11 protein-coding genes, 1 tRNA gene and 1 pseudogene are annotated in these 12,976 nt (G+C 48.7%); 5 read left to right on the top strand and 8 right to left on the bottom strand.

Going from position 1 to position 12,976, the window contains the following annotated elements:
* Window positions 1-24: 24 nt before the first annotated feature.
* Both flgP and AC6R1A_RS04080 read right to left on the bottom strand, forming a co-directional pair.
* On the bottom strand, window positions 25-456 hold the full coding sequence (gene flgP / locus AC6R1A_RS04085; RefSeq protein WP_334551201.1) for a flagellar assembly lipoprotein FlgP: 432 nt from the start codon (window positions 454-456) through the stop codon (window positions 25-27).
* A 12-nt stretch (window positions 457-468) separates the two neighbouring features.
* Window positions 469-1,104: a FlgO family outer membrane protein gene (locus AC6R1A_RS04080; RefSeq protein ID WP_334551202.1), complete on the bottom strand. Its 636-nt coding sequence runs from the start codon at window positions 1,102-1,104 to the stop codon at window positions 469-471.
* Between the two features lie 161 nt (window positions 1,105-1,265).
* Here AC6R1A_RS04080 and AC6R1A_RS04075 point away from each other — a divergent pair, with 161 nt between their 5' ends.
* From AC6R1A_RS04075 to AC6R1A_RS04065, 3 genes are all read left to right on the top strand, one after another.
* A complete protein-coding gene (locus AC6R1A_RS04075; RefSeq protein ID WP_487903750.1) occupies window positions 1,266-2,399 on the top strand; it encodes a flagellar assembly protein FlgT in 1,134 nt (377 codons plus the stop codon).
* Between the two features lie 73 nt (window positions 2,400-2,472).
* A tRNA-Arg gene (locus AC6R1A_RS04070) sits at window positions 2,473-2,549 on the top strand.
* Window positions 2,550-2,683: 134 nt separating this feature from the next.
* The gene (locus AC6R1A_RS04065) at window positions 2,684-3,190 is read left to right on the top strand and encodes a Fe3+-citrate ABC transporter substrate-binding protein (protein WP_500630489.1); all 507 of its coding nucleotides are present in this window, start codon (window positions 2,684-2,686) and stop codon (window positions 3,188-3,190) included.
* A gap of 76 nt (window positions 3,191-3,266) precedes the next feature.
* Here AC6R1A_RS04065 and AC6R1A_RS04060 read toward each other — a convergent pair whose 3' ends face one another.
* The 4 genes from AC6R1A_RS04060 to AC6R1A_RS04045 form a co-directional block, all read right to left on the bottom strand.
* Entirely contained in the window at window positions 3,267-4,229 is a 963-nt protein-coding gene (locus tag AC6R1A_RS04060) for an OmpA family protein (protein ID WP_500633599.1), read from the bottom strand.
* Between the two features lie 247 nt (window positions 4,230-4,476).
* Complete coding sequence (gltX, locus tag AC6R1A_RS04055) at window positions 4,477-5,904, bottom strand: glutamate--tRNA ligase (protein ID WP_500633592.1); 1,428 nt, start codon at window positions 5,902-5,904, stop codon at window positions 4,477-4,479.
* Window positions 5,905-6,000: 96 nt separating this feature from the next.
* Window positions 6,001-6,669 (bottom strand): DUF2057 family protein, encoded by a 669-nt coding sequence (locus AC6R1A_RS04050; protein ID WP_500630494.1) that lies wholly within the window; start codon window positions 6,667-6,669, stop codon window positions 6,001-6,003.
* Window positions 6,670-6,772: 103 nt separating this feature from the next.
* Window positions 6,773-7,885: a porin gene (locus AC6R1A_RS04045; RefSeq protein ID WP_500633591.1), complete on the bottom strand. Its 1,113-nt coding sequence runs from the start codon at window positions 7,883-7,885 to the stop codon at window positions 6,773-6,775.
* Between the two features lie 487 nt (window positions 7,886-8,372).
* Between AC6R1A_RS04045 and AC6R1A_RS04040 the strand changes: the two genes are divergently transcribed.
* Both AC6R1A_RS04040 and AC6R1A_RS04035 read left to right on the top strand, forming a co-directional pair.
* Entirely contained in the window at window positions 8,373-11,099 is a 2,727-nt protein-coding gene (locus AC6R1A_RS04040) for a heavy metal translocating P-type ATPase (RefSeq protein ID WP_500633590.1), read from the top strand.
* Window positions 11,096-11,545: a DUF411 domain-containing protein gene (locus AC6R1A_RS04035; protein ID WP_500633589.1), complete on the top strand. Its 450-nt coding sequence runs from the start codon at window positions 11,096-11,098 to the stop codon at window positions 11,543-11,545. Before AC6R1A_RS04040 ends, AC6R1A_RS04035 begins: the two co-directional genes overlap by 4 nt.
* Before the next feature lie 95 nt (window positions 11,546-11,640).
* Here AC6R1A_RS04035 and hemH read toward each other — a convergent pair whose 3' ends face one another.
* Together hemH and AC6R1A_RS04025 are read right to left on the bottom strand one after the other, a co-directional pair.
* Entirely contained in the window at window positions 11,641-12,600 is a 960-nt protein-coding gene (gene hemH / locus AC6R1A_RS04030; RefSeq protein WP_500633588.1) for a ferrochelatase, read from the bottom strand.
* 155 nt (window positions 12,601-12,755) lie between these two features.
* A pseudogene (locus tag AC6R1A_RS04025) lies at window positions 12,756-12,976 on the bottom strand (adenylate kinase); the annotation flags it as partial.

Below are 12,976 nucleotides of genomic sequence, written 5' to 3'. Positions count from 1 at the left end.
TCGGAAATCAGAGAAAATATGTGCCTAGAATAACGTTTGCTGGCGTTTTTCTGGAACTTGCTGCACTTCCCCGTAGTCTCGCAACTGATTCATTTTTTTGACATCAAGTCGAAGTTCCGTGACGTAACTGTCACCGACTTTATAACTACGGACTACTTCAGCACCACGAATGACCCCATCTACGGCTCCCGATGTCAGCTCTGTCCCTAAGCGTTGATCTTTTAAATCTGCTCTGGCACTCACTCTCAAACCATACACCTGTTCGGCGAGCTCTCGGTAAGCGTCAATTTTAGAGGCTCGCATCGCCCGAACTTGCTTCTCTTCTTCATTGTTGCCTTTTTGCTCACTTATGCTTGCGTAACCAACAGCCGTGAGCCAATCTTCAGGCCGCATATTTTGAATCGGCTGACAGCCCACCATAATGAGAGCAACTATCAGTAGTATCACTTTTTTCATCATGTCTCCCTACTATGGTCGCAAAATAACAGTGTATGGCTGAGTCATCGTTGGGTCAGAACGAATCAACACTCCATCTTGAGTCCGGATACTATTCAATGTATCCAAATCGCGACCAATTCGGTCAGCCGGTAAGAAACCCTGAGCGGTGGCGACAACAACTCTAGACTGCATCCCCACAACTCGCGCATTCACGATCACCCCCCCTTCTTGGCGAAGCATGGTGCCCGTTAACACATACTGGATATCTTGCTCCTGAGCAAGATCCTTCCAATCGCGGCTAAACGCAAAATCACCCGAATGTGTGACCTGAATCGATCCCGTCGTTTTGAAATCAACAACTTTAAAACCGCGGCGTTGAAACTGATGGATGAACCCCTCTGACACTGAATTTCCAAGCCAGTTCGTCGCATCCATGTTTTGCAAGTCGACAAAAGAGGTCACGGCGATGGGCGTTCGTGCTGATACACTCGTGTTTGAAATCATCAAGTCTTCTGTCATGCTCTCAACAAAAAAGTCAAGAGTGTGACGCGGACTTTCCATCAACATAAATTGTGAACCACGGTAAGCTTCTTTACCGTTGTATATTGGGGCGTAAGCACAAGCCGTCAGCATGACGACTGGTACAAGCAATAACCATTTTTTCATTCTCTTATCTCCGATAACCCTAGGCATTCTTCGTTCCGACAGTTTTTAGTTGAAAAAGTGGAACGCTCTTTGCTTTTCTAATTGTGCAATCATTTAGAATCACAATGCCTAAATCAGCTAAGATTAACTAAGCAAAAAACGAACCAAGTTGGTAATCGAACATGAAAAAAACACTTCTGACCGTTATCTCTGGCTTGTATCTTAGCCTCTTCTCCTCGATCGCGAATGCAGGCTGGTATGAGGTCACCGGCGTCGCTACCGTGGTGTCATCAGAAGAGGTGGCAAGAATACATGCGTTAGAAGATGCGCTTTATAAAGCAGTCAGCTTTTCTGGCGCTGACATCGGCAGCATTAGTAACTTGCGTCCCTTCTTGGAGACATCGCAAAAAGAGTATCAATTTACTAACAGTGAAGTGCGTTACATCTTGATTGAGGAGCAGAGAGTACGCAGTGGCACCATGTACTTACGTGCGCGTATTGACATCTATCCATCGGCAACAGGTTGCCACGTGAGTCAATACAAGAAGACCCTCTTAGTGGGCAATATAGATTTAGCTTCCCCCCAGCAAGCTGTCATGGGGCAAATCTATAGTGTCGGGGACGACTTCGCCCAAGTCATCAACCGCCAACTCGACAATGAATCGGCAAGTTTTGTATCGGTAGGCACCACAGATTTTGAAATCAACAAAGATTACCCAGAAAGATTAAAAATGATCGCGCAAGATACTGGCGCGCAGTACATCATTGGCGGCGTTATCAACGACTTGACAGCGACCATTGAACAAAAATTGCTGCAAGACGACATCATCAACCGACAGTTCTCACTCGAGATGACAGTGTACGACGGCAAAACGGGTAATGAGATTTACCACCGAAACTATCGTGAAGTGGCAAAATGGCCGTTCCCTAAAACCAGCCAAGTGGACACTAAGAGCGCGCGTTTTTGGGCGTCGACCTACGGCAGTATGATGTTGCGCGTAAGCCGAAACATCATGTTGGATCTTGAATCTGAAATCTCTTGTAAAATCACCTTACCTGAAGTAGTCGCCAAGTGGGGCAACACCATCACCATGGATCTCGGTCGTGTACATGGCGTCGTCGAAGGCGACAAGTTGCAGCTATGGCATACAGGTTCTTTCATCGACCAACGTGGGTTACCACGCAATAAAGTCACAGAAACGGACATCACACTGACGGTATCTCGTGTGTATGAAAACGAAGCAGAGCTTACCATTGACCAACCCGAGCTACTGGGCAGCATTCAAATTGGCGATGTGATGCACAAACTGCTCTAGCGATGTTCAAAAGTAAATCAGATCATAGTGTTACCCCTTAACAACAGCATAATTTGGGGTATCATACCCCTGAGCTCCCGTGGCACAGCTGGATAGCGCGGCCCCCTCCTAAGGGGCAGGTCACAGGTTCGAATCCTGTCGGGAGCGCCAATATTCAAGAGCGGGTATCCACTCGCTCTTTTGCTTTCATTGTGAGCCTCTGCGCAATTACTTTTACTCTCTATTTTCCCTTGCGGCGAATCTCTTCTAAACTAGTAATTAACAGAGTTGTAGATAACCGCACAATGACAAAAAGCAACCTCATTACCAATACAGGTCATCGTTTTATTTCAAAAGCGAAAACCGCCTACAAAATTCATATCCATACGCCGGATGATAAGGTGTTGCACCGTTCGGTTGGTTATGTTCGTATCGGTGAAAAAAAAGGGCTGCAAAAAGCGATTCGCCTGAGAAATGAGCTGGGTAGCGAAATGTGGGGCAAATTCTGGCGTCGCCTCCTCAAAGACCCCTATCTGATCACGCGTCTCCCCCACTCACTGGAACCTAAAATTATTTATAAACCTCGACCCACAAAACACGATCCGGAGGCGAGAGACGAATGCTATATCGCCGCATGGAGAAACTACGATGACAATGGCCGTTTAATCTATAAAAGTGTCGTCTGTTCTATCAAAAAGCATGGTCGCTTGGGTGCCTACACCAAAACCAAAAAAGCCCTATTGGAAGCCAATAAGGATAATCTGGAAATACTCGAGTTCATGGGCCGCTTAACGAGTATCGCTCTCAAATAATCAAACTACGTTCTCAAGCCATAACGTAAAAAGCCTTGGCAGATGCCAAGGCTTTAGTATCAACATAGTGATCAACTTACTCTTCGTATTCAAACTCAGGAACGTTGATTTCGACGCGACGGTTCTTTTGACGACCTTCGCTGGTCTCATTTGACGCGATAGGGCTAGATTCACCTTTGCCCTCTGCAGTGATGCGCGAAGCATCGATGCCTTCATTTTCAAGCAAGCCGGCGATCGCTTGGGCACGCTTCTCTGACAACGTCTGATTGTACGCCGCTGAACCTGTGGAGTCCGTGTGACCTGTAATGGTAACGGTAGATTGCGGATACTGCTTCATCATGGCAACAAGTTTGTCGAGCATCGCGACACTTTCTGACTTTAGCTCAGCGCTGTTCACTTCGAAGATACCGGCATCAACCAACTGGGCGGTAAATTTCTTGGTTGCAGGCTCGGCGACCACTTCTTGCACCGGCTCTGCCGCCATCACCTCGGCGACGGGCTCTTCCGTTGTCATCGGCTGCTCACTCGCACCGAAACGGTAAACGAAATTCATCGTAGCAGAGTTCACGGCTGCACGAGCTGAGTTGTTATTTACGTCAGTCAAGCGCTGATATTCAATACGCACACCAGTGGACTTGCTCGCATTGAGCTCGACACCCACTGCACCTAGGAATGAGGCATCATTCTCACTTCCATAATCGACAAAAGCACCGCCCACTTTACCGTAAAGTGAGATCACATCGGTCAGAGGTACACTGAGTTTCGGCGCAAGGGTAAACGCGCTGGCGGACTCGTCAGCAATACCATCAGCGGTGTATTTACCGAGATAGTCATAACCGGCTTCTAGGCCAAGCCAGTCCACAAATTGGTAACCCGCGAACACACCACCAGTGATGGCATCATCATCACAATCTGCGGTCATATCACACGCATCATTTAACCAAGATTTACCGACTTTACCCCCTAAGTACACATCAGCGAATGAAGGCGCTGAAGAGAAAGCGAGAGCACTTGCTACAACCACTGCTACTGTTTTTATTTTCATTTATTTTCTCCTTAATGCGCGGTCCGTTGACCACCACTTCCATTGGAAGACACCCTTTCAGAATATGTGAAGAATGACCAAATGTCTTGTCTCAAAGGTTAAAATAGCGTGAAAAATTATATTGATAAGTCAGTAATTAGTTAGGCAAAGAGAATAAAAAATAATGAACACCCTTCAGATGAAAAAAAAGCCGCAGGGATTAACCACTGCGGCTAGTGTCTGGATCTACTTAACGCGCGATTTACGCGTTCGCTTCACGCTCAGTAATAAAAGCAAGTGCCAATTCAATACGAGCGACAACGCGTTCTTTACCGATAAGCGCCATCACGGCATCCACTGATGGTGATTGACCACCGCCAGTCACAGCGACGCGCAGCGGCATACCAATTTTACCCATGCCGATCTCAAGCTCTTCACACACAGTCGCAATGATCGCTTGCTTGATGTTGTCGGTTGTCCACTCTGTCAGGGCTTTGGCTTTCTCTAGAGCAAGTTGCAGAGGCTCTTTGGCAACGCCACGAAGGTGCTTCTTCGCCGCCCCGGCTTCAAACTCCGAAAAGTCTTCGTAGAAGTATCGAATTTGCTCAGCCAGTTCCACTAATGTGTGACAACGCTCACCGACCAGTTGAATCACATCTGTGATCGTAGGGCCATTTGAGATATCGAGTTTTTGGTTATCCAAATGCCATTGAAGATGCGTTGCAACGTACGCTGGATCGGAGGTTTTGATGTAGTGGTTGTTCAACCAAAGCAATTTATCTGTGTTAAACGCAGAAGCTGACTTAGAAATCGCCTTCAAGGAGAAATGTTCAATCATCTCTTCGCGTGAGAAGATCTCTTGATCGCCATGAGACCAGCCCAAACGCACTAGGTAGTTATTGAGTGCATTCGGCAGATAACCTTCATCACGATATTGCATCACAGAGACCGCACCGTGGCGTTTTGACAGCTTCGCACCGTCATCACCCAAAATCATGGCACAGTGGGCAAACGTTGGCACGGGTGCACCTAGCGCTTTGTAAATATTGATTTGACGAGGCGTGTTGTTGATATGGTCTTCACCGCGAACAACGTGAGTGATGCCCATGTCCCAATCGTCGACAACAACCACAAAGTTGTAGGTTGGCGCGCCATCCGTACGACGGATAATCAGATCATCCAACTGATCGTTGCCAATTTCGATGCGGCCGCGAATTTGGTCGTCAAACACTACGCTGCCCTCTTTCGGGTTGCGGAAACGAATCACACACGGATCACCCTCTTTTGCTGCCGCGTTGGCAGCGATAATTTTCGGGTGGTTAGCGTCGTAGCGCGGCATCTGCTTTGCTTCTTCTTGTTCTGCGCGAATTTCGTCAAGCAGCTCTTTCGGTGCGTAACATTTGTACGCTTTGTCTTCAGCCAGCAGTTTGTCGACCATTTCATTGTAACGATCAAAACGCTTGGATTGGTAGTACGGGCCCTCATCCCACTCAAGTCCCATCCATTGCATGCCTTCAAGAATCGCATCGACAGCTTCTTGTGAATTACGCTCAAGGTCGGTGTCTTCAATACGAAGTACAAATTCACCGCCTTGGCTTTTTGCGTAGAGCCAAGAATAAAGAGCAGTACGAGCGCCACCCACATGGAGGTAGCCTGTCGGGCTTGGAGCAAAACGAGTTTTAACCGTCATGTAAAATACCTTGATTGTCTGAATGACTGCGCCGCCTTCCGTTTGCGAGGAGTGTGACGCCAAAATTGCGCGTTATTTTAGCACCGATATGTAAATCTACAATCCGTGGTTAAGGTGTTTTACTGCCCAAGAGAGAAACTCTTGGCGTTCTGAAGCAGGAAGCGTGAGAAAATCATGTTGCAACCGCGATGTACGTGTCGATTCCTCCTTATCCGTCAAACTCGGCGTCGCTTCTAGAACAACGTCGGATGGCGCTGGAGACGTAGCAGCTGTCGCAGTTGATTTTAATGTTGAGGTGCGCAGCTGCGCTTTACCATCACCAAGTTCGTTGTAGCTTGCTAACATTTCATCGTAGTTTTTGGTCAGAGAAAAACTCTGGTCGTAGATTTCATCCGATTGATACGGCAAAGGCTGGCCATTGACGTGTAAATGGACACTCGGTGCCCGTTTATACCGCTCTACCCCTCTTTGATCGCGGATAACAAAGGGTTCTGCAATGGTCACCGCTTGATCGTGCGCCTCAAATGTGACCACTAGAGGTAAGCCATTAAACTTCTGTTTACCTCCGTTGGTGTCAATCATCCCACTGACTCGCACTAACAGTTGATTGGTGCCGTTGGGCAGTTGCCATTCACCCGGTTTAACATGAACAATGGTATCGGTTGAGTTGAGCGCTAATACCTCCACTCGCCCCTCGGTCGTCAATTGCACGTTGGCCCACAGTGACTGACAGACAAACAAACTCAGCAGCGTTAATGATCTCATCACGATCTTTCCCTATTTTTATAATGGCAAATACATAGCAGTGGCAAAAAGTACAAAAACGACAAAAGGCGGACAGAGCCCGCCTTGCCTTTCTTGCTCTATATTAGAATACCCATTCGGTACCGATACGAATCATCAAATCGTCATCAAACGCTGCGTCGTCTTGTTGTGTTAAACGAACGAAGGTGTAGACAGAGTTAAATGAGTAACCGAATTCACCACTGATAGAGGTAGAATCCAGATCCTTATCTTTTCGGCCATCTTGCTTACCGGTTTGATCCGCGTAGCCGACACGAATATTGGCATTGCCAAAGTAGTAGTTCGCTTGAATGGAGTAAGCGTCGATTTCACGCTCTTTGTAGCCGTAGCCGCCACCATTGTTGGTCGAGTCGTAAGAGCCAGATTTGTACGCCCCCAAGAGGTTGAAGTTGTCGAGTGGACGAAGCTCAAAACCGACAAAGTACGCATCAGTATCACCAATTGATGCTGCAACTCCTGGTTTCCATGAAGGCTGACCATTTGGATCTGGGTTGTTCGTATCCCAAATGCCTGATTCACCACCTTCAAACGTTGTTCCTTCGGCAGTTTCAAACGCCGCATGTAGAGTCAATATATCGATTGGCGTCACAGAGATAGAACCACCAAAGAAGTTCGAATCTTCGTGATTTTCGCTACCGTTACCACCGGCCAAGCTAAATTTCACCATCTCACCAAACACTGGCGAATCGTAGCGGAACATTTGGCTCTTACGGTCAAAGTGGTAACGCTCACCGCTTCGCCATGCGCGGTCGAATGTGCGGCCTAAGTTTGATGCTGAGTATGGCCAGTCCACCAATTCATACATAGGTGTCAACATACGACCAAAACGCACGGAGCCCCAATCATCGCCGCGTAGGCCAACGAAGGTATCACGGTTGCCGAGCTTAGCGCCGTCATCCAGAACCCAACCCGATTCCACTTGAGCAAATGCCGTGACGCTGTCCGTCATCACTTTCGCAGCGCGAAAACCAACACGCGTTTCATTCTCTAGTGCCCAGCCTGCATCCGGCCCTGCATCATTCGATGCGCCGTAATCCACCGCTGAAATGGAGACCACACCATACACTTCAACATTGGCATCATTTGGGTCACCTAACATGTAAGCGTGTGCAGCGCCCGCAGTCAGAGTCGCCGCAGCAACTGCTGCGCTAAGAAACGTTTTTTTAAAGTGAGACATAAGATTAACCCCTATATAGTCATTTTTTGAATTTTTCTCTTGCCTCACCACCGCGCTGATGAATTCACAGTGGTGAGGACTCTTTATGGACGGGCTCATCTTGGCAAGCTTTTTTCGTCTTAAAAAACAAACCAAATTATTTTTCGACTCACTTCAAATTTGTCATTGAGAGAGTATCTAAACCAACGATATTTCAATGGGTTAATAAAAACCTAAAGCGATAAAAACGGCAATTTTGAGCTTTTTCTCCCTGCAAAGCGGTGAGATTGTTAACGCCGTCAAAGCCTATTTGCGTTTATTTAGCTCACTTTATATTTGTAGTAAAAAAAGGGTGAGCACGATCTCACTTGATGCAAGTCACTGATTTTGTTCGATACGTTGATTTCAACGAATTTGACGTCATTCGGGCTCCAATGCTTGACCTTTCCCCTGAGGGAAGGTTTATGCTTATCGAACTCACATCGAATGACAGTGAAAGGCCGTCGCTATGTACAGGTTTGATATTCCATTACAGGGTTTGAGTTGCATGGGCTGCGCACGCAAAGTAGAGCGAGCACTGATAGAGCATCATGCGCTCACCGTCCTCGACGTATCGAAAAAACACATTGAAGTCGAAAGTCACGCCCCGTATGACGAACTGGCGAAAACGGTGGCGTCTTTAGGCTATCAATCAGGAACAAGCTATGTGTTTTCACTCTCGGGGCTAAACTGTGGCCGATGCGTGGCTAAGTTGCGAACAGCGCTCGAATCCCATCCGTCTATCGGTGATGTCGATATCTCCACTACCAAGCTCACCGTGATCGGTCTACTCACAGCAGACGAGATCATCGCCCTAGTACAAGAAACGGGTTACTACGCAGTGCCGATTGAAGACTCCCCGCTCATATCAGAGGACACCGTCAGTGAAGAACCTATCAAGGAGAGTGGCGATGAACCGCAGAGCACCTCGCAAAGAGATAGTAATGAGCACCACCTCTATTTCGCTATTTCAGGGATGACGTGCGCCAGTTGCGTCAGCTCAGTGGAAAAAGCCTTACTCTCCGTCGAGGGCGTGAACAGAGTCAGCGTTAACCTAGCCGAGCAAACCGCCTCAGTATTCAGCAAACGAGAAAGCGCACAGATACTGGCTGATCTTGTAGAAGCGAGCCAGAGCGCGGGTTATCAAGCCACACATATCGCCGATCCTAACACCCAGCAGGACGAGCAAGCGGCAAATTTGGCAAAGCAGCAAGCGCAGCACAAGCGTAGCGCACTGGCCGGTTTAATCGTCGGGGCGCCGCTCATGCTATGGGGCGTTCTCGGTGGCAGTATGATGATCCAAAACCGCGGCGACCAATGGGCGTGGGGCGTTGTTGGCTTGATCTGTTTTGCGCTACTGGCGAGTGCAGGAAGAGGATTTTTTGTTAACGCTATCGCGGCACTGCGCCATAAACGAGCGACCATGGACACCTTAGTCGCTCTGGGCACTGGCGCTGCCTGGCTCTTTTCGATGCTTGTGGTTGTCATGCCACAGTGGTTCCCTGTTGCCTCAAGACACGTCTACTTTGAAGCCAGTGCCATGATTATCGGCCTGATTTCGCTCGGCCACTATATTGAAGCGAAAGCGAAAGCCAAGACTACCCAATCGCTTAAAGCACTGATCAATTTGCAAAGTAACGACGCGCTGTTGGTCGACGAGCAAGGTGAACGAACCATCCCTATCGACCAGATCACCCCAGGTATGATGCTGCGCGTCATGCCTGGGGCTCAGTTCGCGGTCGATGGCGTTGTCACTGACGGGGAGTCCTATGTCGATGAGTCAATGCTTACCGGTGAGCCGATCCCAGTCTTCAAACGCAGCGGTGACACCGTACATGCCGGTACCTTGAACCAAGATGGTAGCTTGCTGTATCAAGCCACCAGCGTAGGCAGTGACACCATGCTGGCAAAAATCATCAAATTAGTCAGAGACGCGCAAAGCAGTAAACCGCAGATTGCCAAACTGGCCGATCAGATTTCATCCGTTTTTGTGCCTATCGTCGTCGCGATTGCTCTGATTGCGGCCGCGGTCTGGTTCTTTGTTGGCCCTGAGCCCAAAGCCAGCTATATGCTGGTCACGGTGACCACAGTATTAATTATCGCCTGTCCATGTGCGCTTGGCCTTGCGACGCCACTGTCTGTGACTGTTGGGATTGGTAAAGCAGCGGAGCTAGGGATCTTAATTAAAGATGCGAATGTGTTGCAGTCGGCCAGTCGCATCGATACGGTCGTCTTTGATAAAACGGGCACCTTGACGCAAGGTAAACCTGAAGTGCAGTTTCACGCCCGCTACCATATCGATGACGAGACGCTTTTAGGTCTCAGCGCAGGTATCGAACGTCACTCGGAACACCCATTGGCAAAAGCCATCGTGCACTACGCCCAAGCGTCACACATCACACCGCTGCCTATCACACACTTCACTAACCTACGCGGACAAGGGGTGACCGGACACTATCAAAAGCTATCTCTAAGTGCTGTCTCTCTCAACTATGCCAAGGCAAAAGGCTGGGATCATAGCCTCGCCGACGCAGACATCAAACGGGCGGCTGACCAGGCTTACACGCCAATCATTATTGCTTTGGATGAGCAGGTTGTCGGTGTGATGGCGATCGCCGATGGCATTAAACCTGATTCCGCGCGAACGATAACCACTTTAAAAAATATGGGGATTACCCCTGTGCTGCTGACTGGAGACAACGCCCATGTCGCCAACGCCATCGCAAAGCAGCTCGGTATTGATGACGTCATCGCCGAAGTGCTGCCAGATCAAAAAGCGCAGCATATTGAGTCACTGAAAGTGCGCGGTCAACGTGTCGCCATGGTCGGTGATGGCGTCAACGATGCACCCGCGCTCGCCTTAGCAGACATCGGTATTGCAATGGGCAGTGGCAGTGATGTGGCAATTGAAAGCGCGCAAATGACGTTACTTAACGCCTCGCCGATGGCGGTGGTGCAGGCCATCGAGCTCTCTAAAGCCACTCTCAAAAACATGAAACAGAACTTATTTGGTGCTTTCATCTATAACTCACTGGGCATTCCCGTCGCCGCTGGCGTGTTATACCCACTCTTTGGTTTCTTGCTCAGCCCAGTCATTGCTGGCGCAGCGATGGCTTTATCGTCGATTACTGTTGTCAGCAACGCCAATCGACTTCGACTTTTTAAAACCTCAACTCAGCTTGGAGATCGCTCATGAACAGATTGCTGAAAACCTCAATGTTGACCGCCCTACTCACTATAGCGCCGCAGGTACTGGCAGCCGATGTGGTCAACCATAAATCGCCGTACTGTGGCTGTTGTAGCGAGTGGACTAAACACATGGAGCAGGCAGGGTTCACCGTCAAAGAAGTACTGCATGACAACATGAACCCAATTAAAGAACAGCTAGGTATTAGCTCGCAGCTTGCCTCTTGCCATACCGCAGAAATCGACGGTTATGTATTTGAAGGCCACATCCCCGCCAGTGACATTCAAGCGTTTCTCGCCAATCCTCCCAAAGGGGCAAAAGGATTAGCGATGCCAGGCATGCCGATGGGCTCACCCGGTATGGAATATGGAGAGAAAAGCGACGCCTATTCAGTGTATGCGTTCAATGAGCAAGGGCAGGTATTTGAATACCGTCATTATGAAGCGAAAGAGTAAAAAGTGAGTCAGTCACCATCAAGGGGCTGACATGAGGTGTAAAAAAGCCAGTCAAGAACACATCGGGCTCTTGGCTGGCTTAACATCGCCTCTCATTATTCTCCTTGAACTAAGGCTGCCATCATCTCGATATGCAGCTCATCATCATTGAGGCAAGGAATAAAATTAAACTGCTCTCCCCCATGCTCTTCATACAACTCACGACACTGCTCGGAAATCTCCTCTAAGGTCTCCAAACAATCGGCAGAAAAGGCAGGGGTCATAATATCGAGCTTTTTGATGCCAGCGCTCGGCAACTGTTCAATGGTTTTGTCCGTATAGGGCTGAAGCCACTCTTCTCGACCAAAGCGCGACTGGAACGTGGTGCCAATTTGTTCACTGGTTAATCCCAGCGCCTTACCCAAAAGCTCAGTGGTTCGCAAACAGTGCTGTGGATAGATGTCACCATTATCGGCGTAGCGTTTAGGGATGCCATGATACGAACAGAGCAAGTAATCCCCACGCCCATGTTGGCGCCAAGAGGCTTCAACACTGGCCGCCAGCGCTTTGATATACAGAGGATGATCGTGATAGTCGCGCAGCATTCGATAATTGGGTAACACGGGCATCGTTTTAAAGGCTTTCGCTAAGCCATCGTTGACCGCGCCAGTGGTGGTGCCGGAATACTGAGGGTAAAGAGGCAGCACAATGATCTCTTCGACGCCTTGTACAAGCAGTGCCTCAACGCCAGATTGCAGACTAGGATTGCCATAAGTCATGCCAAGCTCCACTGGCATCGATAAAAAATCAGCCAGACGCGCCGCTTGGCGCTTAGAGTACACCATCAGCGGCGACCCTTCTTCCATCCAAACGCTTTGATATAACTTGGCGACTTTGGGCGAGCGAATGGGCAATATCACACCATGTAAAATAGGGCACCACAGCCAGCGGCTCATGTCGACGACTCGATGATCATGAAGGAACTGACTTAGAAAGCGCTTCACGGCTGGTGCGGTGGGTTCATCGGGTGTGCCCAAGTTCACCAATAGCACACCTTGTTGTTTTTTATTCTGCATAGAGTCCGCCGATCCTGTGTTGAATCCAGTCTTAATTGTCTGAAAGATACGTTGCCTAGCCGCGTTAAGTTCAAGAGAAATATAAAAAAAGCGACCTGATTAGGTCGCTTCACTATAACAAATTTCACAAAAGTGATGATAATAGGTATTGCCTATTATGCTAATGCCTTCTCGATATCAGCGCTCACTTCCGCCACTTGCTTAGTACCATCGAATTTCAAGTACTTAGTGTTACCTGCTGCCGCTTCTTTACCGTAGTATTCGATCAGTGGCGCAGTTTGATCGTGGTAGACACCTAAGCGAGCGCGAACGGTCTCTTCTTTGTCGTCATCACGAACCACAAGGTCTTCACCCGTCACGTCATCTTTACCTTCCA

The organism is Vibrio sp. R10-SG3-ISO3, assembly GCF_059834225.1.
The sequence above is the reverse complement of the archived record's forward strand: the minus strand, read 5'-3'. Positions and strand labels throughout refer to the sequence as shown.

What these genes read in the sequence shown, in the direction of transcription:
- AC6R1A_RS04045 (WP_500633591.1), bottom strand. Translation starts at nt 7,885, where the DNA reads ATGTCTCACTTTAAAAAAACGTTTCTTAGCGCAGCAGTTGCTGCGGCG.
- AC6R1A_RS04065 (WP_500630489.1), top strand. Translation starts at nt 2,684, where the DNA reads ATGACAAAAAGCAACCTCATTACCAATACAGGTCATCGTTTTATTTCA.
- AC6R1A_RS04075 (WP_487903750.1), top strand. Translation starts at nt 1,266, where the DNA reads ATGAAAAAAACACTTCTGACCGTTATCTCTGGCTTGTATCTTAGCCTC.
- gltX (WP_500633592.1), bottom strand. Translation starts at nt 5,904, where the DNA reads ATGACGGTTAAAACTCGTTTTGCTCCAAGCCCGACAGGCTACCTCCAT.
- AC6R1A_RS04040 (WP_500633590.1), top strand. Translation starts at nt 8,373, where the DNA reads ATGTACAGGTTTGATATTCCATTACAGGGTTTGAGTTGCATGGGCTGC.
- AC6R1A_RS04050 (WP_500630494.1), bottom strand. Translation starts at nt 6,669, where the DNA reads ATGAGATCATTAACGCTGCTGAGTTTGTTTGTCTGTCAGTCACTGTGG.
- AC6R1A_RS04035 (WP_500633589.1), top strand. Translation starts at nt 11,096, where the DNA reads ATGAACAGATTGCTGAAAACCTCAATGTTGACCGCCCTACTCACTATA.
- AC6R1A_RS04080 (WP_334551202.1), bottom strand. Translation starts at nt 1,104, where the DNA reads ATGAAAAAATGGTTATTGCTTGTACCAGTCGTCATGCTGACGGCTTGT.
- hemH (WP_500633588.1), bottom strand. Translation starts at nt 12,600, where the DNA reads ATGCAGAATAAAAAACAACAAGGTGTGCTATTGGTGAACTTGGGCACA.
- flgP (WP_334551201.1), bottom strand. Translation starts at nt 456, where the DNA reads ATGAAAAAAGTGATACTACTGATAGTTGCTCTCATTATGGTGGGCTGT.